Annotated in this window: 22 protein-coding genes and 1 pseudogene; 12 read left to right on the top strand and 11 right to left on the bottom strand. The window is 44.0% G+C overall.

The window, feature by feature from the left end; translation table 11 throughout:
* Nucleotides 1-113 precede the first annotated feature (113 nt).
* The gene (locus ACRQQK_RS02875) at nucleotides 114-2,255 is read left to right on the top strand and encodes an AsmA family protein (protein WP_457509981.1); all 2,142 of its coding nucleotides are present in this window, start codon (nucleotides 114-116) and stop codon (nucleotides 2,253-2,255) included.
* 88 nt (nucleotides 2,256-2,343) lie between these two features.
* On the opposite strand, the gene cobO is transcribed toward ACRQQK_RS02875, so the two are convergent.
* Nucleotides 2,344-2,949, bottom strand: a complete 606-nt coding sequence (cobO, locus tag ACRQQK_RS02880; RefSeq protein ID WP_457509982.1) for a cob(I)yrinic acid a,c-diamide adenosyltransferase — start codon at nucleotides 2,947-2,949, stop codon at nucleotides 2,344-2,346.
* 85 nt (nucleotides 2,950-3,034) lie between these two features.
* Here cobO and ACRQQK_RS02885 point away from each other — a divergent pair, with 85 nt between their 5' ends.
* The gene (locus ACRQQK_RS02885; protein WP_457509983.1) at nucleotides 3,035-3,499 is read left to right on the top strand and encodes a low molecular weight protein-tyrosine-phosphatase; all 465 of its coding nucleotides are present in this window, start codon (nucleotides 3,035-3,037) and stop codon (nucleotides 3,497-3,499) included.
* A 46-nt stretch (nucleotides 3,500-3,545) separates the two neighbouring features.
* On the opposite strand, the gene ACRQQK_RS02890 is transcribed toward ACRQQK_RS02885, so the two are convergent.
* The 4 genes from ACRQQK_RS02890 to ACRQQK_RS02905 all read right to left on the bottom strand — a co-directional run bounded on the left by ACRQQK_RS02890 (nucleotide 3,546) and on the right by ACRQQK_RS02905 (nucleotide 7,934).
* On the bottom strand, nucleotides 3,546-4,826 hold the full coding sequence (locus ACRQQK_RS02890; protein ID WP_457509984.1) for an outer membrane protein transport protein: 1,281 nt from the start codon (nucleotides 4,824-4,826) through the stop codon (nucleotides 3,546-3,548).
* 303 nt (nucleotides 4,827-5,129) lie between these two features.
* Nucleotides 5,130-6,410 carry an outer membrane protein transport protein gene (locus ACRQQK_RS02895; protein ID WP_102940148.1) on the bottom strand — a complete coding sequence of 427 codons (1,281 nt, stop codon included), beginning with the start codon at nucleotides 6,408-6,410 and terminating at the stop codon, nucleotides 5,130-5,132.
* A 242-nt stretch (nucleotides 6,411-6,652) separates the two neighbouring features.
* Nucleotides 6,653-7,378 (bottom strand): DUF3379 family protein, encoded by a 726-nt coding sequence (locus tag ACRQQK_RS02900; RefSeq protein WP_457509985.1) that lies wholly within the window; start codon nucleotides 7,376-7,378, stop codon nucleotides 6,653-6,655.
* Complete coding sequence (locus ACRQQK_RS02905; protein WP_042486160.1) at nucleotides 7,371-7,934, bottom strand: sigma-70 family RNA polymerase sigma factor; 564 nt, start codon at nucleotides 7,932-7,934, stop codon at nucleotides 7,371-7,373. Before ACRQQK_RS02905 ends, ACRQQK_RS02900 begins: the two co-directional genes overlap by 8 nt.
* 660 nt (nucleotides 7,935-8,594) lie before the next feature.
* Between ACRQQK_RS02905 and fadI the strand changes: the two genes are divergently transcribed.
* The 3 genes from fadI to ACRQQK_RS02920 all read left to right on the top strand — a co-directional run bounded on the left by fadI (nucleotide 8,595) and on the right by ACRQQK_RS02920 (nucleotide 12,748).
* Nucleotides 8,595-9,902: an acetyl-CoA C-acyltransferase FadI gene (gene fadI, locus ACRQQK_RS02910; RefSeq protein ID WP_457509986.1), complete on the top strand. Its 1,308-nt coding sequence runs from the start codon at nucleotides 8,595-8,597 to the stop codon at nucleotides 9,900-9,902.
* On the top strand, nucleotides 9,902-12,025 hold the full coding sequence (gene fadJ / locus ACRQQK_RS02915) for a fatty acid oxidation complex subunit alpha FadJ (protein ID WP_457509987.1): 2,124 nt from the start codon (nucleotides 9,902-9,904) through the stop codon (nucleotides 12,023-12,025). The genes fadI and fadJ overlap by 1 nt, the downstream gene beginning before the upstream one ends.
* 174 nt (nucleotides 12,026-12,199) lie before the next feature.
* Entirely contained in the window at nucleotides 12,200-12,748 is a 549-nt protein-coding gene (locus tag ACRQQK_RS02920; RefSeq protein WP_188234124.1) for an NAD(P)H nitroreductase, read from the top strand.
* A 79-nt stretch (nucleotides 12,749-12,827) separates the two neighbouring features.
* Here the strand turns inward: ACRQQK_RS02920 and ACRQQK_RS02925 are convergent, their stop codons facing one another.
* Nucleotides 12,828-13,703 (bottom strand): LysR family transcriptional regulator, encoded by an 876-nt coding sequence (locus tag ACRQQK_RS02925; RefSeq protein WP_042486152.1) that lies wholly within the window; start codon nucleotides 13,701-13,703, stop codon nucleotides 12,828-12,830.
* 237 nt (nucleotides 13,704-13,940) lie between these two features.
* On the opposite strand from ACRQQK_RS02925, the gene ACRQQK_RS02930 reads away from it, so the two are divergent.
* The 6 genes from ACRQQK_RS02930 (at nucleotide 13,941) to recR (ending at nucleotide 19,769) form a co-directional block, all read left to right on the top strand.
* Nucleotides 13,941-15,044: a response regulator gene (locus ACRQQK_RS02930; protein ID WP_457509988.1), complete on the top strand. Its 1,104-nt coding sequence runs from the start codon at nucleotides 13,941-13,943 to the stop codon at nucleotides 15,042-15,044.
* A gap of 361 nt (nucleotides 15,045-15,405) precedes the next feature.
* Complete coding sequence (locus ACRQQK_RS02935; RefSeq protein ID WP_457510002.1) at nucleotides 15,406-15,798, top strand: YbaN family protein; 393 nt, start codon at nucleotides 15,406-15,408, stop codon at nucleotides 15,796-15,798.
* Between the two features lie 137 nt (nucleotides 15,799-15,935).
* Entirely contained in the window at nucleotides 15,936-16,481 is a 546-nt protein-coding gene (gene apt, locus ACRQQK_RS02940) for an adenine phosphoribosyltransferase (RefSeq protein WP_042486144.1), read from the top strand.
* A gap of 89 nt (nucleotides 16,482-16,570) precedes the next feature.
* On the top strand, nucleotides 16,571-18,742 hold the full coding sequence (gene dnaX / locus ACRQQK_RS02945; protein WP_457509989.1) for a DNA polymerase III subunit gamma/tau: 2,172 nt from the start codon (nucleotides 16,571-16,573) through the stop codon (nucleotides 18,740-18,742).
* Nucleotides 18,743-18,822: 80 nt separating this feature from the next.
* Nucleotides 18,823-19,152: a YbaB/EbfC family nucleoid-associated protein gene (locus ACRQQK_RS02950; RefSeq protein WP_042486139.1), complete on the top strand. Its 330-nt coding sequence runs from the start codon at nucleotides 18,823-18,825 to the stop codon at nucleotides 19,150-19,152.
* Between the two features lie 14 nt (nucleotides 19,153-19,166).
* Nucleotides 19,167-19,769: a recombination mediator RecR gene (gene recR / locus ACRQQK_RS02955; protein ID WP_042486136.1), complete on the top strand. Its 603-nt coding sequence runs from the start codon at nucleotides 19,167-19,169 to the stop codon at nucleotides 19,767-19,769.
* A gap of 53 nt (nucleotides 19,770-19,822) precedes the next feature.
* Here the strand turns inward: recR and aqpZ are convergent, their stop codons facing one another.
* Both aqpZ and ACRQQK_RS02965 read right to left on the bottom strand, forming a co-directional pair.
* Complete coding sequence (gene aqpZ, locus ACRQQK_RS02960; RefSeq protein WP_457509990.1) at nucleotides 19,823-20,524, bottom strand: aquaporin Z; 702 nt, start codon at nucleotides 20,522-20,524, stop codon at nucleotides 19,823-19,825.
* Between the two features lie 121 nt (nucleotides 20,525-20,645).
* The gene (locus tag ACRQQK_RS02965; protein ID WP_102969287.1) at nucleotides 20,646-20,894 is read right to left on the bottom strand and encodes a YkgJ family cysteine cluster protein; all 249 of its coding nucleotides are present in this window, start codon (nucleotides 20,892-20,894) and stop codon (nucleotides 20,646-20,648) included.
* Nucleotides 20,895-21,058: 164 nt separating this feature from the next.
* Between ACRQQK_RS02965 and ACRQQK_RS02970 the strand changes: the two genes are divergently transcribed.
* Entirely contained in the window at nucleotides 21,059-21,508 is a 450-nt protein-coding gene (locus ACRQQK_RS02970) for a YcgN family cysteine cluster protein (protein WP_457509991.1), read from the top strand.
* A 320-nt stretch (nucleotides 21,509-21,828) separates the two neighbouring features.
* Here ACRQQK_RS02970 and ACRQQK_RS02975 read toward each other — a convergent pair whose 3' ends face one another.
* The 3 genes and pseudogenes from ACRQQK_RS02975 to ACRQQK_RS02985 all read right to left on the bottom strand — a co-directional run.
* Nucleotides 21,829-22,188 carry a hypothetical protein gene (locus ACRQQK_RS02975; protein ID WP_457509992.1) on the bottom strand — a complete coding sequence of 120 codons (360 nt, stop codon included), beginning with the start codon at nucleotides 22,186-22,188 and terminating at the stop codon, nucleotides 21,829-21,831.
* Nucleotides 22,148-22,582, bottom strand: coding sequence for a hypothetical protein (locus tag ACRQQK_RS02980; protein ID WP_457509993.1), 435 nt, complete (start codon nucleotides 22,580-22,582; stop codon nucleotides 22,148-22,150). Before ACRQQK_RS02980 ends, ACRQQK_RS02975 begins: the two co-directional genes overlap by 41 nt.
* A pseudogene (locus ACRQQK_RS02985) lies at nucleotides 22,579-23,041 on the bottom strand (hypothetical protein); the annotation flags it as partial. The gene ACRQQK_RS02980 and the pseudogene ACRQQK_RS02985, both read right to left, overlap by 4 nt.

A 23,041-nucleotide genomic window follows, 5' to 3' on the forward strand; every position in this document is an offset into this window, starting at 1 on the left:
ACTGAAAAGTGGCACTTTAAGTGTCACTTTTTTTATATCTATATCATTGATTAATTGATTGAAAATCATCGGTTAATCACAGGTGTTGATGTTTTCAAGCAAGGATTAAACAGATGAAAAAACTGTTGCTCTTGGTTGCTGTACTTTTGGTCGTCGTTTTAGGCGCAGTTGCAGCACTTGTTTTATTCGTGAACCCAAACCAGTTCAAGCCTTTAATTGTTGAACAAACGAAGAAACAAACCGGATTAGATTTAATGATTGAAGGCGACATTGGCTGGAAATTCTTCCCTTCAATTGGCTTTGAAATTGGCAAAACCGAACTGAACAACCCGCAGGGATTCGCTAACCCAAATATGTTCAAAGTGGACAACGTTGGGGTGGATGTCTCCGTGATGCCTTTGTTGGATAAACAACTCGTTATTGGCAATGTTCAGCTTGATGGTGCTGAAATTTATTTAGAAACATTGAAAGATGGTCGAACGAACTTAGACAGTTTGACTAAAGCGAAAACCTCACAAGAAGTTGCTGGCACGCAAGCACCAGCAGAAAGCAAAAGTCCTTCGCCAACTCCAGAGCAAACCGGCGGTGTTCAGGATTGGACTATTCAACTGGCTGGCGTCACTGTCAACAATGCGTTGTTGGATATTCAGGATCGTAAAGCAGGAACGCAAACCAAACTCTACGATGTTCAGTTAAAAGTGGACGAGTTCGAAGCAGAGAAGTGGACCTTAGTGAGCTTCGCTGCAAAAGGACGCAATGAGCAGCAAAAAAACAATCCGCAGAACTTTGCAGCTTCAGGCAATGCTGAAGTCAAACTGTCGAGTGATTTTGCGCAATATGCGTTACGCAATATCAACGTGGACGCAAGCTTTAGCGACCAAGCAAACAACATTGAGTCTGCAAAGTTAGCGCTGGCGACATTCGATTTTGATAAACCAAATGCGTTAGAGTTTTCTGTAAAAGGTAAAGCTGCAGATATGATGTTAGAGGCGAAAGGCTCTAGCTCGCTAGTGGTGAATAAAGAGATCACTAAAGTCGCGGCAAACGGATTTACTCTGGAAGCAAATCTGCAGGGCGCAGCTTTACCTCAGTCACCGATGAAGGTTGGCATGCAATCGGATATTGCTTTTGATATCAGCAAAAACACGCTCAATGTCGTTCTTGAGAAGTTAACGGCTAACGCATTGCAGTTTGACGGCAAACTCGATGTGGTGTTAGCGGATATTCCGAAAGTAAGATTCAGCCTGCATAGCCCAGATATTGATGTGGATGCCTTCCTTGGTAACGAGAAAGCGGTTGCAGCAAGTTCTTCAGAAACGGCTTCTGAGAAGCCTGCGTCGACAGAGACCAAACCTGCAACCACAAGCAAACAAGAGGTGGAGCCTGATCTATCTGCATTGCAAACACTCGACGTTGCTGGCGACATTACTATCGATAAGCTAAAAGCGAACAATGCAAAAATGCAGAACGTGAAAGCGGATGTTGTCGTGAACCGAGGTTTGGTGACACTGAAATCCTTTACTGCCAACTTGTATCAAGGTTCAGTTTCCGCATCAGCGCTAGTGGATACCAGAAAAACACCTGCCACTTATACGGTGAAGAAATCAGTTAAAGGTGTGAAGGTACAACCTATGCTGATGGATGTGCTTGATAACGATATGCTTGAAGGCACGGGCAATATAGAAGTTAACGCACAGGGTAAAAGCTTAACGCCTACAGGTATCCAAAAGAACCTTGTTGGTACTGTTGCAATCAACTTCGCTGATGGCGCTGTCAATGGTATCAACGTTGCCCACTTACTACGCACGAACTATGCAAAAATAACCGGCGGTGATGTCACTCAAGCGGACCATGTTAAGAAAACCGATTTCAGTGCGATGACAGCAACGCTCAAACTCGATAAGGGCAATGTCACGACCGATGATCTGCATATGCAGTCACCAGCTCTTCGCATCAGAGGGCAGGGTAAAGCGAACTATTTAGATGAAACGGTAGACTTTACACTCAGCACTTCAGTTGTGGGTTCTTTGAAAGGCCAAGGCGGTAAAGATGTTGATGAGCTGCGCGATGTGACGATTCCGGTCAACATCTCAGGGAAATGGTCAGAGCCTAAATACAAACTTGTGTTTGATGATGTACTCAAACAGAAAGCGAAAAAAGAAGTAGACCGAGGTATCGAGAAATTGAGCGACAAGATCAAGGACGAAGATACTAAGAAAGCGGTTGATAGCTTACTGAAAGGTCTGTTTAACTAGGTTTTATTCTTCTAAGAAACAAAAAAGCGAGCTGATGTAATGTCCGCTCGCTTTCTTTTATATGAAGAAAATGACTTCAACTAGAGCTTTACCAGTCGATACCTTGCAGAGCTTTAACACCTGCTTCAAATGCGTGTTTGGTGTTCTTTACTTCGGAAACCGTATCTGCCATTTCAATTAAGGTTCGGTGTGCTGCGCGCCCAGTAATAATGACAGACTGCATGTGTGGACGCTGGCTTAGCGCTTCAACCACTTCGTCTAAATCTATGTAGCCGTAGTTGACCATGTAGGTTAGTTCGTCGAACAGAATGACATCGATAGATTCATCTTTTAGCATTCGCTTGCACTCTTGCCATACAAGTTGCGCCGCAGCCGTGTCGCTCTTTTTATTCTGAGTATCCCAGGTGAACCCAGTTGCCATTATTTGGAATTCAACGCCTAACTTTTCAAGCAAGTTACGTTCACCATTATCCCAAGTTCCTTTGATGAACTGTGCGACAGCACATTTTTTGTTGTGTCCAACAGCGCGGGCAATAGTACCAAAACCGGAAGTAGACTTACCCTTACCATTACCAGTAATAACCAACAATAGCCCTTTAACTTCCTGAGCGGCTGCGACTCGCGCATCGACCTGTTCTTTCACTTTTTGCTGGCGAGCTTTGTGGCGCTCTTGTTTTACGTCATCGCTAGACATGACAATTCCTTTTTCAATCGGATTCTAGTGACTATGATAACTTAATGATGCTTTGGTAAACACAGACCAAAAACAAGGAATTACAATGACAAAAATTTTAGTGGTTTGCATGGGGAATATTTGTCGTTCACCAACCGGAGAAGCGGTTTTAAGAAACAAGGCAGAACAACTAGGTATAGATGTTGAAGTGGATTCGGCAGGTACGATGGGCTATCACCAAGGAGCACTTCCGGATAAACGAGCGAGAGCCGCTGGAGAGCGAAGAGGTTATTCATTTTCTGGAATTTTGGCACGTAAAGTAACCAAAAGAGATTTTGAGGATTTTGACTACATACTGGCAGCCGATCATGACAATTTGGAAGATCTTATGCTCATGTGCCCTAAGCAATTGCAGTACAAATTGTCGTTATTTCTGAGTCACGGTGAATCCAACTATGAAGAGATTCCCGATCCGTATTACGGCGGAGATCAAGGTTTTGAGTTGGTATTGGATTTAATAGAAGAGGCCAGTGAACAGTTTCTATTGTTCCTAAAAGAAAGAGGCCAGTGATAAACACTGGCCTGATTGAATAAACAATATTTTTTAGAACTAGTGGTTAGAAACGGTAGCTCGCTTGAACACCTAACAACCAAACACTACCAGTCGTTTGACCTGTGAATGTGCCGCCAACTGCTGCTGCTTTATCATCTGATTCATAACCACGAGATTCTTTGGTTGATGCATCTTTAGCTAAGATATAAGTAAAGCCTGCGTCAACAGTGAACTGTTCGGTAACGTCGTAGCCTGCACCAATGCTTAACCAGATACGGTCTGTTTCTGGAATCGTAATCGTTCGGTTTTGATCACTAACCGCACCCATGTCGTAAGCCACACCGCTACGTAGAGCAAGCTTTGAATCTAACTGGTAAGTAGCGCCGAGAGCGAAACGGTAGTTATCTTTCCAGTTTTCTTCTTTAACCATCTGTGTGCCTAACTTGTCTAACTCAGCTTCAAGTTTTTCGAAGCTGCTCCAGTCAGTCCAGTTGATACTGCCGTGTAAGGAAAGTTTGTCTGTTACTTGATGGAAGCTGGCAATTTCCGCTGTTGCAGGCATGGTTAGAACCATGTATCCCGTGTCATTGAATACAGTTGTACCAGTGAAAATTTTTGCTGTGCCAGAGAGCTTAAGATCCACTTCTGATTTATAGGTTAAACCAACACGGTTACTCGGGTTGATTTGCCATGCAGCACCTGCTTGCCAGCCCCATGCAGTATCTTCTCCTTCCATATACTTAAGAGTGGTACCTTGAGGCAAAGAGTAAGCATTAGTTGCAGGAGCTTTCGCACCGAAGTGGCCTTCACCGATAACGTAGCTAACACCACCACCGATGCTAACAGCGTCTGTCAATTGATAACCAAGGTTGGCATTCGCTTCCATGGTTTTTACCATCGCTTCATCACCAAAGTGACTTGCTGCGAAGTCAGAGCTGAGTTCGGTCTCCATACCATAGTTAGTGCCTAGAGCAAGGCCGGCAACTAGTTTTTCATTGATTTGATGAGAGAGATAAAAGTTAGGAATAACAGCATCGTTTGCATAGTCATTCGTTTCAGCTCTGCTTGAAGAGCCACCTAAAGTTACATCACCATGTACATCAACATTTGGGTTTACATAAATTGCACCCGTTGAAATTTGAGTACCGTCTAGGTAAGTAAGCATTGCAGGGTTGCGCCACTGTGCGCTGGCATTATCTGCCATCGCGGCTTCACCTGCGTAGGCGCGGCCTAGGCCAGTTGCTGAGTATTCGGCAAGTTGAAAACCTGCTGCATGAGAAAGAGTTGGTACGCTAGCCAAACTAGCAGCCACCGCTAGAGTAAGGAGAGTCTTATTTGTTTTCATTTTAATTTTATGTTCGCTGAAATTTGAAAAAACTGAACGGTAAAGTCTAAGAACTAAAATCAGCCATGAAAAATGAAAACCAACTTTTAATTGATATACAAAATAAAATTCCAAAAAAGTTTCATATATAAGATATATGACTGCTTAATTTTTTCCGTGAATGTATTTTCAGCGTACACGTGTAGGGGGTAAGGAGGGTTTTAAGACACAGCTGTGCGCTTAAAATAAAATGATTATTCGGAAAGGTGTAAAAAAGGGCTGGTAAACCAGCCCCTTAGCGATTGTGTTGTTTCTAACTATTGATTAGAAAGAACGGCTGTATTGTAAGCCTACTAAGATTGCATCAGCGTGCGTTGTTGCTGTCAAAGTAGTACCTGCTGAATTCTCAGTTACAGCTACATCGTCACCTAGTAGATACGTAAAGCCAAAGTCTACGTTAGATGCTTGGTCAATAGCGTAGGTAAAGCCTGCTGAGAACCATTGGCGGTCTGAATCAGGTACTGAAATTGATGTTACTGAGTCCTGAGCACTTGTGTCATACATATAACCAGCACGTAGAGTCCAGTCGCTGTTTAGGTAGTAAGTACCACCCAGTGAATAGTGCCAGCCATCTTGCCATTCATATGGTTTGTCGTAGTTTGTTCCAGCTAGTGAACCAGATTTTAGGTTACGCATTTCAATTTTGTCGAATGATGACCAACCAATCCATTGCACACTATAATGTACTGCGAATGATGTATCTTCGATTTTGTGGAAACCAGAGAACTCTGCGATATCTGGAAGAGGCAAAGTAATTTCTTGGCCATAGTCATCTTTCGCTTTGAAGTCTGGACTATAGTGATAGCCAAAACCGAAACGGTTGTTTTCATCTAGTTCATACACAGTACCTACGTTGAAACCAACAGCCCAACCATCGGCTCCATCGATATTAACAAGAGCTGTACCAGCTGGAACCGCAGTAGTCGATGCTCCGTTTGTAAGTTTATACGAAGCCAGCGCAGCTGATGAACTACTTGCATAGCGCTGTAGAGTACCTTGACCATAGATTAAATCTATACCGGCACCAAAGCTTAGTTGTTCATCTAAACGATATGAACCAGCCAAACCGAAGTTAATGCTCTTAACATCTGTAACACCGCCGTATTCCGAAGCGGTGTAACTGCTAGAAAATTCTGTACGTGTTCCGAAGTTAGTGTATGCGTTAACGCCAACCGCAAACTTCTCATCTATAGGTACGATTAAATGGATATTGGGAGCTACTGATGTGCTACCTACATCATCAGTGTCTGCAATAGAAGTTGATGTACCTAAAGGACTTGAGTATTTAGCATCTTTTACTTCGATCATGGTAGTAATCGACTCGAAACCCAGGGATAACTCAGTTTTGTCGAATAGTGCCATTGCTGCAGGGTTACGCGCCATCACTGAAGCGTTATCTGCGATTACGGCATCACCAGCAAATGCACGGCCTAGGCCCGTTGCTGATTGAGCGTTGAGCTGGAAGCCAGCAGCCATTGCTTGCTGCGTAGCTAGTGTTACTGTTACTGCTAATAGTGAACGTTTAAACAGACGCGTCTTGTTCATGTGTTTTTCCTTTTTTGTATAGCCTCTAGTGGGCTTTTTTGAGCAATTGCTCAGTTGGGGCTGATCCTAGTACCTAGTCTACAATATAGAAATCCGACCATTGTCTAATTGGACGAGAAAATTGCAGAAATGGTGGATAACTGACATGAATTTGTAAGAAATAATGATTTATTAGAGTTTTAACTCTATTAAAAATGCAATAAGCCCACATTGTTTGTGAGCTTATTGTCTATTCAGGTTGGCTATTTCTGAGGGCTAAGTAAAGGAAGAAGATTGTCTGCAATTTTACGTATGTTTTCGCTACTATTACCGACGAGAATCAGACTTTTATCGCCGACTGACTCGACCATTCCGGACATTCCATCTTTATCAAAGTGTCCATTGATGTCGCTCTGAACACCTGCGAGAAACAAAGTAACTTTGCCACTATCACCTTGGAAAACCATATGCAGAGCGTTAGATTTGCCAAATCCACAGTGATTTAGGTAATAAACATGGTACGGGAAGTTCTCGGTGAACTTATAGGCAAAAGGCTGTAACTTTGCATTGATCTGTCTAGAGCTGACTTGTTCGTCAATGTTGGACACAAAGCCTTCTTCATCGACCACATGTTTAATGGCGATATCAACCAAACTTGCTTGTGCTGGTGGAACGATAAGTTTCCCCCAGTTGACCTGTCCTACGATTAAGCCAAATACAAAAGCGATAGATGCTGCCATTGCCATTGCTCTACGAGCAAAGTTAACGGTAGTGACATTATCATCCGCGTGTGAACTTTGATTGAACAAAATTCTGTCGGCTAACCCTTCAGGCACATCAACTTTCATCGCATCAGCGATTTGTGCGTCGAGCTTTAACACATCATCTAAGAACTTTTGGTTAGCCTCTTTGGATAATGCACCAGCGTATTCGCTGTTTTTCTGTTTCGGTTCCGACATGACGCGGCGGCGAAATTCTAAATCATCCATTTTGCTGCCCTCTAAAGTTTTCGGAAGAATCCAACATTTCTTTTAATTGATTACGAGCTCGGAAAAGGCGAGTCATAACGGTATTTTGATTGAGTTCGAGAATCTCGCTTATCTCTTCACCGCTAAAACCGCCAATGATCTGTAAGAACAGCGGTTCGCGATACTCATCTTCCAATTTCATGATCTGTTTTTGCAACCATTCTCTCTGGTGGTGAGCATCGTCTGAAACCTTTGCTTCATTTCCGTGTGTCTCAATATCAACTAAATCAAACTGTTTGCGCTCAAAGCGGCGCGCATTCTCTCGCCTCAGTATTGTAATGAGCCAAGACTTAGCGGCTTTTTCATCTTGCAAGCTTTCGAGTGATTTCCACGCTCGTAAGCAAGTTTCTTGCACCAAATCTTCAGCCACACTTTGGTCTTTGCATAACCAGTAAGCGTAACGATAGAGATCGGTGTGATAAGCACGCACAAGCGCTTCGTATTTTCTTTGTCTATCCATACCGTTATTGACCGGATGGTTAGCCGATTTCTTTCCAAATATTTTAATTATTGACACTCGAGTCTCCGATGGCTTCGTAGTGTGATATTTCAATTCATTCCAAATTCGAAACTAAGGTGAGCACTTAGCAACTTAAATGGGTATTCAGGCTCTTTTGAGTAACGATGTTTTCGCATTGATGTGGAAAATTATGCTCAAAACAACTTTTCGACGAAATTAATTTCGTTCTTCTCAATAAATCACATTAAAATTGATCTATTTCAAAATCTATTGCTCAGGAGCAGTTATAGTTGTTCACGTCATCTAGTTAGTCCTTGTGACTAGCATGTTGAGCAAGATGACACTTCCTTTTGAAGGCTGACTTTACTTTCTCCTAATCAGGAAACTGATTATTTTCAATTGGCGTAAGTTAATTGTTTTACTATATATTCCGACCACACAGATTTGTGTGGTTTTTTTTTGCTTTCAATTCCTCTTTTTGAAAATATTTATTTCCTTTCTCACTCTTCAATCACTTTTAGACCATTCAAGACAAGCTGATATAGCTGATATAGCTGATATAGCTGATATAGCTGATATAGCTGATATAAAGGTTAGCAGAGCTTAAGCAGGAATACTTGTTTCGCTGCTGATATCACGTTTTCTAAACGCTTGTTTGATTGTATTAACAATCTCGTTACAATGAGCAGGTCAGACCTCTTATTCTAAGGAAAAGTAATGGGTAAACAGGAAGTCAAAACGCGTTCGGGTGAACGTGTCGCTATCGTCGCAGGTCTAAGAACCCCTTTTGCACGTCAAAGTACAGAGTTCAGCCAAGTTCCCGCAGTTGATCTTGGAAAGATGGTGGTAAGTGAATTACTTGCTCGTACGAATATCGATCCCAAGTTGATCGAACAGGTTGTGTTTGGGCAAGTTGTTCAAATGCCAGCGGCGCCAAATATTGCGCGAGAAATTGTACTTGGTACCGGTATGGATATTAATACGGATGCTTACAGTGTGACGAGAGCATGTGCAACCAGCTTTCAATCAGCAGTGAACGTTGCAGAAAGTATTATGACTGGCACGATCGACATCGGTATTGCGGGTGGTGCGGATTCTTCATCGGTACTGCCAATTGGCGTTTCAAGAAATTTAGCAGCGAGTTTATTGGCTTTAAGTAAAACCAAAACAATCGGCCAAAAACTCAAAGTACTGAAATCACTATCGCTCAAAGACTTAATGCCTGTACCGCCAGCCGTTGCGGAGTATTCAACTGGGCTTTCCATGGGACAAACCGCCGAGCAAATGGCAAAAACCCACGGGATTTCTCGCGCTGATCAAGATGCATTGGCACATCGCTCACATACACTCGCTTCAACTGCTTGGAGTGAAGGCAAAATTCAGGGCGAAGTAATGACAGCGTTTCCTGAACCTTATAGAAAGTGGATCGAACAAGACAACAACATTCGCCATGATTCGACTTTGGAAGGGTACGCCAAATTGCGCCCTGCCTTTGACCGTCAATATGGCACAGTAACCGCAGCCAACAGTACTCCTCTTACTGACGGCGCAGCAGCCATTATCTTGATGCGTGAAGGTAAAGCGAAAGAGTTGGGGCTGGAGATCATGGGTTACATCCGTTCTTACGCGTTTTCCGCTATTGGTGTTCAACAAGACATGCTTATGGGGCCATCCCATGCAACACCTATCGCTTTAGACAGAGCTGGCATTACGCTCTCTGATCTTACCTTGATTGATATGCACGAAGCTTTTGCCGCTCAGACTTTGGCGAACTTAAAAATGTTTGCCAGCGAGAAATTTGCCCAAGAAGTGTTGGGTCGCAGCCAAGCGATTGGTGAAGTGGACATGGATAAATTTAACGTGCTTGGTGGATCCATTGCCTATGGTCACCCATTTGCGGCGACAGGGGCACGGATGATCACTCAAACACTTCGCGAGTTAAAACGCCGTGGTGGTGGTCTTGCATTGAACACGGCGTGTGCCGCAGGCGGACTGGGTGCAGCTATGATTTTGGAGGTTGAGTAATGAGTGAGTCGAAAGCGTTCCATCTTAGAATTGATGAAGACAGTATTGCTTGGCTTGCCATCGATGTTCCGGGAGAAAAAATGAATACTCTGCAATCTGCGTTTGCCGCGGAAATGCAAGAGGTGTTCACGGAACTGAATCAGTCAAAGAATCAAGTAAAAGGTCTGATCATCCACTCTTTGAAGCCAGACAACTTTATTGCCGGCGCCGATGTTCGAATGTTGGATTCTTGCACTTCTGCAAAAGAAGCGCAGGAGTTGGCGACCCAAGGTCAGCAGATGTTCCAGCAACTGTCTGATCTCCCATTCCCTGTTATCGCTGCGATTCATGGCCCATGTTTGGGTGGCGGTTTAGAGCTCGCTTTAGCGTGTGATTACCGTGTGTGTAGTGATGATGACAAAACGCGTTTGGGCTTGCCGGAAGTGATGTTGGGTTTACTTCCAGGATCTGGCGGTACACAGCGTTTGCCTCGACTGATTGGCTTACTGCCATCACTAGATCTGATTCTTACAGGTAAACAATTACGTGCAGCGAAAGCGAAAAAGCTAGGTGTTGTTGATGCTTGCGTACCAAACAGTGTGTTACTGGATGTCGCAAAGCGTTTTGTGAATGAAAAGAGTAAAAAGCGCAGCAAAGGCAAACTGACGACGAAAGAAAGACTGATATCGCGAACTCATATTGGCCGTAAGCTTGTGTTCGAACAGGCGTCTAAGAAGACAGAACAAAAGACGCGCGGGAACTATCCTGCGGCGAAAGCGATATTGGAAGTCATTCAATATGGCTTAGAAAAAGGCATGAAAGCAGGGCTTCAGTTAGAAGCGGAAAGATTTGGTGAATTAGTGATGACGTCCGAATCGAAAGCTCTGCGCTCTATCTTCTTTGCGACTACGGAAATGAAGAAAGAAAACGGTAGCGATGCTGAGCCAAGAAAAGTCGAGCGAGTGGGTGTATTAGGTGGTGGTTTGATGGGCGCGGGTATCAGCCACGTCAGCGCATCAAAAGCAAAAGTGCCGGTTCGCATTAAAGATGTCTCGAATGACGGAGTGCTCAATGCGCTCAAATATAACTACGGATTGTTCGAGAAGCAGCGTAAGCGCCGCATTCTGAGCAAAGCTCAGGTTCAGCACGAGATGATGAAGTTGTCTGGAGGCACTGACTTTACTGCGTTCAACTTGACTGACGTGGTGATAGAAGCGGTGTTTGAAGACTTGGAACTCAAGCAATCCATGGTTTCAGACATTGAAACGCATGCTAAGCCAACGACAATTTTTGCGACCAATACATCCTCGTTACCGATTCATCAAATCGCTGAAAAAGCCGCTCGTCCTGAAAATGTGGTTGGTTTGCATTACTTTAGCCCAGTCGAAAAGATGCCTTTGGTTGAGGTGATACCGCATGCAACTACTTCTGATGAAACAGTATCAACTGTAGTGGCACTTGCTCGCAAACAGGGTAAAACGCCGATAGTTGTTAAAGATAAAGCAGGCTTTTACGTTAACCGTATTCTTGCTCCATACATGAATGAGTCAGCACAAATTCTAATGGCAGGTGTGCCGATAGAAGAGATTGATACTGCGTTGCTGAACGCAGGCTTCCCTGTTGGACCTATTACCTTGTTGGATGAAGTCGGTATCGATATTGGCGCGAAAATTATGCCGATATTGGTTAAAGAACTTGGCCCTCGTTTCCAAGGCCCTGAGGTTTTCGATAAGTTGCTTAACGACAACCGCAAAGGTCGTAAGTCTGGCAAAGGCTTCTATATCTACAAAGGCAGCAAGAAAAAAGAGGTTGATAAATCAGTCTATAAGCTACTGAATTTGAAACCAGAGTCACACCTCAAGGAGAGTGAAATATCATTGCGCTGCATGCTGCCGATGTTAAATGAAGCAGTACGCTGTTTAGATGAAGGCATCATTCGTAGTCCAAGAGATGGCGATATTGGCGCAATATTTGGCATTGGTTTCCCGCCGTTTTTAGGTGGACCTTTCCGCTATATGGACCATATTGGTCTGCCTAAACTGGTGGAAATGATGAATCAGCATGCCGAGAAATATGGCGACAGATTTGCGCCTTGTGATGGTTTGCTAACTCGCGCAGGAACTGGTGAGACTTTTTATTCATAACGTCTTCTATCTATAGACCTTCTATTTATAAGAAGGAAAAACAACGTTGGTGAAGCAAAAACAGAAAGTGAGGTGAAAACCTCACTTTTTGCATTGATGAGAATAAAAATTTCTATGCTAGGATTGGTTTAAATTTATATCTTCAACAAATTAAGCACTTAAGAAGGACTTATCATGGATGCTCTTGAACTGCTGCTCAATCGCCGCTCTATGGCCAAGCTTGTTGCTCCGGCTCCGGAAGGCAAAGCTTTGGAAAACATTATCCGTGCTGGGTTACGCGCACCGGATCACGCAAATCTGACACCTTGGCGTTTTGTGATCGCACAGGGCAGTGGTCTTCATAAACTTTCGGATGTGTTGGTTAAAGCCGCGATTGCTGACAACAATGATGAAGCCGCAGTCGCTAAGATGAAAAATGCACCTTTCCGAGCACCTATGGTAATTACCGTGATTGCCAAAGTGACACCGCATGAAAAAGTACCTGCGTTTGAACAGCATTTATCAGCGGGTTGCGCTGTGCAAGCTATGCAAATGGCGGCGGTTGCACAAGGGTTTCAGGGAATATGGCGTTCAGGTAATTTGATGTTTCATCCAGAAGTGCGAAACGCTTTTGGTTTAGAAGGGGAAGACCACGTAGTCGGTTTCCTTTATCTGGGTACTCCAGAAGGCAGTACGATGAAAGTGCCTGAGCGAGAACTCAGTAAGTTTGTCGAGTTTCTTTAATCGTTGATAACAGAAAGTAGAGATAAGCAAAAAGGGCCGAATGGCCCTTTTTTAATGCAATTGTTTTAATGCAATTGTTTTAATGCAGGTGGTAGGCGATAACAAAATCGATAAAGAGACGCACTTTTTCTGGAAGGTGGTCTTTATGGTTATACAGCATATAGATATCGCGCGGATTCGCACTCCACTGATCAAGTACTCGAACTAGACTGCCTTCGGCAATGTATTCGGTAATCATGACGTTAGGCATCAGTGTAATACCTAACCCTTCAGAGCAAGCAATGCGTACCACATCTAGAGTGTTGGCTTGGAAACGACCTTTATCTAAGTTAATAACCGTTTCGCCTTCGGTGTTGGTGAGTTGCCATTTCAGTAAAGGGTGCCCTTTAAGCAATGAATGTCGGCTCAGCTCTTCCGCATGTTTAGGTGCAGGGTTCTTAGCTAAATAAGTCGGGCTTGCAACCAAAATATCTTTCACTTCACTGATTTTACGAGCAATTAAGCTTGAGTCGCGTTGCGGACCAATTCTGAAAATGACATCCCACTCCGTTGGGTCTAGTTGGTCTGCTTGATTGCTAGTTGTCAGTTCAATATTAATTTCTGGGTACTGCTTCATAAACTCATTGAACATCGGCATCATCAAACGCTTCGTCAGGTTTGAAGGTGAAGAGATCTTAAGTTTGCCAGATGCGCCACGGCACTCGTCAGTGATCTCTTCCGCCATTGAAGCCAAACGGTGTAACAGAGGAGAACAATCTTTGAAGAAACGTTCCCCAGCTTCTGTAAGAGAGAGTTTACGAGCGTGGCGATTAAGAAGTCTCAAGTTCAATGAGTCTTCGAGTGCTTGAATGCGTCGAGTGATCGTAGCAACTGGAATCATCGTTTTGCGAGAAGTTGCCGTGTAACTTCCATTCTCGACCACCAGTCGAAAGAGATTTAGATCGTCTAGTTTCATTTTTCCTGACACATTATTTTACGAATTTGCTTAAGTTATACGGATATCTGAAAGCAAAGGTTGAGTCATGTCAACTTGTTTGACGATTTTGAGACATTGCGTACATATAGTATGCAACAAGACCTGAAAGTGGAATATTTGTATAAATCCTTTTTACTGACTACTTTTTAAATAACGAATTCACCTGCTTTGAAGTCAACGTCATTGCATATAACAAACGCATAGTGGAGTTAGGCTATGTACAAAACTCATCCTCGTATGGATCCGCAACCGATGGCGGAGTCGATACACAAGAAGTTAATTATGTTGGTTGATGATGACCCCATTTTCCGACGTATCACAAGTGGCTACTTGTCGGCGCAGGGTTATGACGTGATGGAAGCTGAAAATGGTCTGGATGGCCTTAGAAAGCTAAGAACTGTCGAACCTGATTTGGTTTTGTGTGATTTATCTATGCCAGTGTTAGACGGCATAGAGTTTGTGGAAGAAGTCAGTTTAGAGTACCCGTCGTTACCATTGATTGTTGTTTCAGCGACTGATGAGATGTCTGATGTGGCAAGAGCCTTACGTTATGGGATTAAAGATTTTCTGGCGAAGCCGATTGGTAACCACGCTCACTTAGGTTGTGCAATAGAAAGCACTTTAGAAGATTCCAACAACCACATTGTTGACCAACGTGATTTTTCCAGCCAATGGTTCCGTGTTGACGGCGGTGGCGATGTGCCCGAAGAGCAAGAGTTGCATTGGCATTTGGACTTTCTACGTTCAAACCCAAATGCAGCCCGTGATTTGTTGCACGCTCTGTTGCCTGAAAACGACACTTCACAAGGGGTGTGGAAGTGCAGTTATCGTCTTCTTCAGTCTACGGATACAATGCCGTTAGTCTTTGACTATGCGTGGCTGATGAATGGTCAGTTTGCTTTCTATTTGGTTGACTCTGCAACGAACGATGAAGACAACGTTGCCAGTACATTATTGGTGAGAGCGTTATTTCATGATTACTTGCGTAACTTGCGTAGTTTCAGCGCGGATCTCAAAGACTTGGCTGACATCTTAGAAAAAGGGCTAGAGTGTTCACCTTGTGCGCAACCAGTGTCGGCGCTGTTTGGTCTGGCAGACTTAACGGACGGAACACTGTCCATTTTGCCCGCAGGGTTAGATAGCCAGTGGTCAAATGGCTATATGACGCAACATATTTCTGCTGGCGTGAATCTTGGTGAAAACTGCATGAAAAATTTTATTACCAAAGATCTTCTGATTCACGGAGGATGCCAGCTTTCTTTGGGTAAGATTGGGGTAAGTAGTTTTTCTCTTGATATTCATCGTGGTGCCGAAGCATAAGGCTTCGGTCGCTTCAATCAGTTATAGTTGCTTACACTTACGCAGAGTGTGAGCCTTGTATCTACCTGTCAATAACCACACAATTACTCTGTGTTTAAGTTGAATTGTTTGAGGTATAGTCTGCGCCGAAAACAATGATGCATCAATTCGTTTACTTGTCATTAACGAGATGCAATAACAAGACTCAACACACAAGCTCAGAGACGTACCCATGGCAGACAAAGACTTTAAAGAACCATATAACGTTTTATATTTTTTAGGTTTCATTGCAGCCCTATTGATCCCAACGCTTCCAGCAACATTAACTTGGATTCGCGTATTTAGTGGCTACGAGGGTTTCTAATAATTCAGAGGTTTCACCATCAGTATTCGTCGTTACACCTATAATATTGTTGGTGCTGTGAGTGTATGCCTAGGCATTCTGGGCATCATCCTTCCTCTGCTACCAACTACCCCATTTATCTTGTTAGCCAGTGCTTGCTTCGTCAGAGGTAGCCCACGCTTTCATAGTTGGTTGCATCAACACGCCTTATTCGGCCCTATTTTAGAAAATTGGCAACAGAACCGAGCGGTTTCCAGAAAAGTGAAGATTCGTGGAACCCTATTTATCATCGCCAGTTTTTCATTCTCTATCTGGTTTGTGCCTCATATTTGGTTAAAACTTCTACTGTTTTTTGGGCTTGTGGTATTGATCACTGGGTTTCAGCGCATACCTACCTACGAGCTGGTTGCTAACCAGCAAGAAAATCACTAGCATTAGCGGGAAGTGTGCCCACTCTTCGTAGTGGGCGTTTGTTTTTTCGGCGCTATGAAATATTAATTTAGGGTGTGCCGGAATTTTAATACCAGTACATAGATTCATGTACTGAATGAACCGAAGTTAATTTAGTTATGACAACCGAAACTCTTTCACTGATCAAATCAAGCATCAAATCAATTCAAGACTATCCAAAGCCAGGAATCTTGTTCCGTGACGTAACGAGTCTGTTGGAAGATGCTCAAGCATATCAAGCAACTATTCAGTTATTGGTTGATAAGTACAAGGATATGGGATTTACCAAGGTTGTAGGTACAGAAGCTCGTGGTTTCCTTTTCGGTGCACCACTAGCTCTAGAACTAGGCGTAGGTTTTGTACCAGTGCGTAAGCCGGGTAAACTTCCTCGTCAAACCATCGCGCAATCTTATGAATTGGAATACGGTACAGATGTACTGGAAATTCATGTAGATGCTATTAAATCTGGTGACAAAGTACTTGTTGTTGATGACCTGCTAGCGACAGGCGGTACTATCGAAGCGACAACTCTTCTGATTCGCCAACTTGGCGGTGAAGTAGAACACGCAGCATTTGTTATCAACCTACCAGAAATTGGTGGTGACAAGCGTTTAGAAGGTTTAGGCTTAAACGTTTACAGCATTTGTGAATTTGAAGGCCACTAATACCTTTTCAGTTGTCGGACAGTTTGGTTTCTAACAGTCCAGTGGCTGAATAGACTAATTAGGTATAAACATCTACAACGGAAGGTTTCATGAGTTATCTTGCCTTAGCGCGTAAATGGCGTCCTACCAAGTTTAAAGAAGTGGTAGGGCAGGCCCATGTATTAACAGCTTTAGAAAATGCTTTGGCTCACAATCAGCTTCACCATGCGTACCTGTTCAGTGGTACTCGTGGTGTAGGTAAAACGACGATTGGACGACTTTTTGCGAAAGGGCTCAATTGTGAAACAGGTATAACATCAACGCCTTGTGGCGAGTGTGCAACCTGTAAAGAAATTGACCAAGGACGTTTTGTTGATTTATTAGAAATCGATGCGGCGTCGCGCACCAAAGTTGAAGATACTCGTGAGCTTCTCGATAACGTCCAGTATAAGCCAGCGCGTGGTCGCTTTAAGGTTTATCTGATAGACGAAGTTCACATGCTGTCGCGCCACAGTTTCAATGCATTATTGAAAACGTTGGAAGAACCGCCTGAGTATGTGAAGTTCCTGCTTGCGACCACCGATCCTCAGAAGCTGCCGATGACGATTTTATCTCGTTGTCTTCAGTTTCATCTAAAGCCGATCAGTATCGAAAATATCCAGCAACAACTGGAGCATGTTCTTACTGAAGAAAGCGTCGCATTTGAGCACAAGGCGTTAGGTCTTATTGCTCATGCCGCTGATGGCAGTATGCGTGACGCGTTGAGCTTAACCGATCAGGCGATTGCGCTAGGTAACAATCATGTGAGCAACGATATTGTGTCGCACATGTTAGGTACACTTGATACTGACCAAGCGCTTCACCTGTTGCAATCAATCAGCTCCAAACAACCTCAAATGGTAATGGAATCGATTGAGACATTTGCGCAGAATGGTGTTGAATGGGATGGACTGCTTCAGCAGTTGGCGAGCCAATTGCACCGCGTCGCCATGTTTCAGGCACTACCTGCCAGCTTAGATAAATCGGCTCCAGATGCTGACAAAATTGAATGGTTAGCGAAGTCTCTGACACCTCAGGATGTGCAGCTTTACTATCAAATTGCGTTGAAAGGCAGAACTGACCTTGCTGCTTCGCCGACTGGGCGTATCGGTATGGAAATGATCGCTTTGAGAATGATGGCATTCAGACCATCTCAAGTGTCGTTGACCTCAGCAATATCGACGCAAAGTGAACCTGCAACACCAGCCACAGTAGCTCAGCCAGCCACTCAAGCACCTGTAGCTCCGAGACCTCATGTCGCGCCTTCGGCTCCTGTAGCACCAAGTGCTCCGCAACATTCTGCGGCTCCGGCTCAAACTGTGCCACAATCAGCGCCAGTTCAGAGTCTACCTGCACAGAATCATACCGAGCAATATAACGCGCCGCGTGATGCCCAACAGGCGCCGATGAATCCTGTTTCTCAGCCGGAACCTTATGTTCCTGTTTCTCAGCCGGAACCTTATGTTCCTGTAGAACAGCCAACCGTTGCAGAACCGCCTCAACAGGAGCGCAAACCATCGTCGCCTTTAACTGGGTTAAGACATCAGTTGCGTTCACAGCGTGAAGGTTTGAATCAGCAAGGAAATGCTGGTCAAGGAAACACAGGTCATGGCTCAAAAAAGTCTGAAGCGGCATCTGCAAAACCTGTTTCGGTGTTAGAGCGAGTGGCACAACGTGCTCAGAACGCTTCGCCGATGTCGCCAGCGTATGAGAGCAACGAACCTGAAGATCAAGAAGCATATCAATGGCGTCCAACTCAGCCAGTTGCTGAAGTTGAAGTAAAAAAAGAACTGACACCGACTCAAATTAAAAAGTCTCTGGAGCATGAAAAAACACCAGAGATGACCGCTAAGCTCATTGATGAAGCTTGCGCTCAAAATGAATGGGCGAGTTTGATTCAAAGCTTAGAAACGGCGAAGCTTGTTGAGCAACTGGCGCTTAACTCTGTGTATAAGAAACAGGGTAATGTTATCGAGCTGCTATTGCGCTCCAGCCATGCTCACCTGAATACGGATAAAGCTCAAAGCGAGCTGCTACAAGCGCTTAACGCAAAATTAGGTGAAGAGTGTGTACTTTCGGTCTCTTTAGGCGAAGAAGGTGAAACACCGCTCGAACTGCGCGAAAGGCTATACCAAGAGAAACTTTCTCATGCCATGAGCCAACTATCGACAGATCCTAATGTACAATTTATTGAGCGTCGCTTTAGCGCCGAACTTGATAAAGACAGCGTAAGACCAATTTAACCGAAACGGTGGGGTTGAGATTTTAATCTTTTATCCCCACTGTATGTGAAACAATCAAAGATAAAACCAGAGAGATAAAGATGTTTGGTAAAGGCGGAATGGGCAACTTAATGAAGCAAGCCCAACAAATGCAAGATCGCATGCAAAAGATGCAAGAAGAAATCGCAAACATGGAAATCACCGGTGAATCTGGTGCAGGTTTGGTAAAAGTTACAATCACTGGTAGCCACAGTGTTCGCCGTGTTGACATCGATGAAAGCTTGATGGAAGACGACAAAGAAATGCTGGAAGATTTGATTGCAGCTGCGTTTAACGATGCTGCTCGTCGTATTGAAGAAGCATCAAAAGAGAAAATGGCTGCAGTTACTGGCGGTATGCAACTACCACCAGGCATGAAGATGCCTTTCTAAAAAGTAGGTGATTGATGCGTACCAGTCATATGCTGGAGCATTTGATGGAGGCCTTACGTTGTCTGCCTGGGGTTGGCCCCAAGTCTGCCCAACGTATGGCCTTTCATTTGTTACAGCGCGACAGAAAAGGTGGGTTACTTCTCGCCGAAGCTCTTGGTCAGGCAATGGTGGATATTGGCCATTGCAGCCAATGCCGAACATTCACTGAAGAAGAAACTTGTCATATCTGTAACAATCCTAAACGTCAGGAAAACGGCCAACTTTGTGTGGTTGAAAGCCCAGCAGACATTGCTGCTTTAGAAGCAACAGGCCAGTTTTCGGGACGTTACTTTGTTTTGATGGGGCACTTGTCTCCACTTGATGGCATAGGCCCAAGTGATATTGGATTAGATGTTCTGGATTTCCGTCTTCAAAAAGGCGGGATCAGCGAAGTTATTTTAGCAACCAACCCGACGGTAGAAGGCGAAGCGACAGCGCACTATATTGCTGAGCTATGCCGTGAACATCAAGTATCGGCAAGTCGTATTGCCCATGGTGTACCTGTTGGTGGTGAATTAGAGTTGGTTGATGGCACTACATTGTCCCACTCTCTACTAGGTCGCCAAAGGCTTTCCTAAAATTCGCTTTAGCATCCAGAGCCGCTGCTTGTCACAGCGGCTTTTGTTTATCTTCAATCAATTTCTTTTATTTCGCCATCCACAATCTTATAGACTATGGCTCCGATCATTCCGCCCACAATAGGCGCCACCCAGAACAGCCACAATTGCGACATCGCCCAGTCACCCACAAAAACAGCCACGCCAGTGCTTCGAGCTGGGTTAACTGAAGTATTCGTTACCGGAATACTGATTAAGTGAATGAGAGTCAAACACAAGCCGATAGCAATGGGCGCAAAACCTTTCGGCACTCTAGCGTCCGTCGCGCCCATGATGACAAACAAAAAAACGCCTGTCATAACCAACTCGCTCACCAGAGCGGCCATGAAAGAGTATCCGCCGGGAGAGTGTTCTCCATAACCATTGCTTGCAAATCCAGAGGCAGCAATATCAAAACCAGCTTGACCTGTAGCGATGACATACAACACGCCGCCGGCGATAACACCACCAATGACTTGAGCGAGAACATAAGGGAGAATATCTTTACTTTCAAACCGACCGCCAGCCCATAAACCAAATGTAACTGCAGGATTTAAGTGACAGCCTGAGATATGACCGATGGCATACGCCATGGTGAGAACCGTTAAACCAAAAGCGAGTGATACGCCTAGCAAGCCAATGCCGACATCTGGAAATCCAGCAGCTAAAACTGCGCTGCCACAACCTCCGAGAACCAACCAAAATGTACCTACTAGCTCTGCGAGATATTTCTTCATAGTCACATTCCTATATGTAACAAAGACACACCTGAAGCGTAGTAGAAAAAGGCAACTCACTTAGAGTAAAGGGAAATTATTCTGTTTCAAAAGTGGTACTTAGATCTAAAAATGGCTGAAACTAGGTTAACTGTTCGAGTTCAGTGAGATTTTGCAGAGCTTCTTGATTGGTTGAGCCACAAACCACTGGGCAGGGTTTGAAATCGTGGCAGACATTTGGTCTCTCCGGCTTGCCAAACAACTTGCATAAGTTATCGTCATTCAATTGAATGCATCGTACACCGGCAGGCTTTCCATTCGGCATCCCCGGAATTGGAGAAGATATACTAGGTGCGATACAACATGCACCACATCCAAGTCGACAATTCATCATGACCTACCACAAGTATAAGCAAAAAGAAGGTCGCAGATGTTAACAGAAAAAGCAGTAGTGGTAGACATTTTACGACGTTTTTTTCAGCATATTTGCCCTTGAATTTTATGTGGTGGGGCGGTATAACACGTCCCCCGGTTACAGACAGAAAGAATTCAGCAATGACGACACCATTTTGGGAAAGCAAAACACTAGAACAAATGACAGAAGCAGAGTGGGAGTCACTGTGCGATGGCTGCGGTAAGTGTTGCTTGCATAAGCTGATGGATGAAGACAGTGATGAGGTGTATTACACCAACGTTGCTTGTAGCTGGCTAAATAGCAATACCTGCGCTTGTAAGGACTACCCAAACCGTTTTGAATCGGGCGAAGAGTGCTTGAAACTCACTCGCGACAAAATCGATGAGTTCCACTGGCTTCCAGATACCTGCGCATACCGATTACTGTCTCAAGCTGAACCTCTACCGCAATGGCACCCACTTATCACCGGTTCAAAAGCCGCAATGCATACAGAAGGTGAAAGTGTTCGCAATAAAGTCGTATATGAAATCGACGTTGTGGATTGGGAAGATCACATTCAAAACTTACCTGAATGGGCTAAAAAGAGTTAATTAACTTTAAAGTTGAGAATAGCTTTTAGTGGGCCATACATTTAGTTTGGTACAGCGACGCTAGAAGGGAGGTGCGTCTACCACATTCAAGCTGATTTGAAATAGTAAAAAGACGTACCGATTTTTATAACTAAACTAATGGAGAAAACCGGCTTTGCCTATTCAATATTAACTTCCTCTCTCTGCATATATCGAGCACATGCGTCGCCAATCGATAGAATAGTATGCCCTTGAGCATATTCATTGCGTGCCAGTATGTCGTTCACATGGTTAAGCTGCGCACTCGGTTGTTGCCACTCACTTTCTGGTAGTGGTTTACTCTACGCTTCTACCTCGGTAAAGGCTTCAGTACGTTGATTGAGTTTGCGCATTTCATAGTTCACTCGCCAAGTACCCAGCATGGTACCGTTGATATACCACCAGTATTTGGTCGCATTACTAAACTCTTCCCGTTTAACCTTGTGAGCCTGACAGTGCTGTTCAATAACACCTTCTAACGTCAGTGGGGCGGGTTCACCAATGGCGTTAGCGCCTTGTTCCATAAAGGTACTAATCATCTCCCAGATGGAGGCCGCATGAAATTTATCAATCGCTCCTATCCGCAATACTGACCAGAAATTGCCGTAGTTCTCTTCATCATTAACTGCTATCACCTGCTTGATAGATACGTAACTGGGCAAATCCTACGCTGTCAAAGGCGTTATATACTTCTACGGAAATATCTCTTAACTCAATAATGCAGCTTTGGGTATCCGTATACGTACTATATGGGACTCTTAGTTCATAATGATCGTCGTCTTCAGCGAAGTTTTGAGTGAAAAAGTGGTAATTTCCCCATCCCTGATGCGCTTTTTGCCCAAACATATCGTAAGAGTAGGATTCACACTCATCACCACTGGCTATGTAGTTAGCCCAAGCTTTGATCGTCGCGTCTGTTGGTTTTACACCCGAGAGGCGAATGTAAGTTTGTGGCGGCGTAATGCTTGCAGACTGAGTCCTCCAATAGGCGCCACCAACCAAAACAACCAGTCCAATGAACCATATCCTTTGTCGCTTTTTATTGAGTAAGGTCATTTCTCCTGAGGTTCTACAGGTTCGCTACGGTAATCGTCGCCTGCTAGAATATTGTAGGTGATGACAGTGTCATCATTAAATTGAGAGAAATCGAAATAAACTTTTTCTGCATTCGTTTCTGACTCTTTGGATAACTTTTTATCGTCAGTAAAGTAGTAGCATCCGATAATTCCCTTCCATACACCTTTTGACCATTGGTATAAATGGCCATTACAATCTTTGGCTTCAATTTTTGAACTGAGATCTATAGGCTTGTTGTTGTAACGATCTCCCGCTTGATAGATGCGTAATTGAGCAAACCCCACGCTATCATAAGCGTTATACGCTTCTACGGTAATATCTCTTAACTCAATAATACAGTTTTGGGCATCCTTATAAGTTGTATATGGGACTCTTAGTTCATAATGGTTGTCGTCTTCAGCGAAGTTTTGAGTGAAAAAAGTAGTGATTTTTCCTCCC

It is taken from the genome of Vibrio sp. C8 (assembly GCF_054051265.1).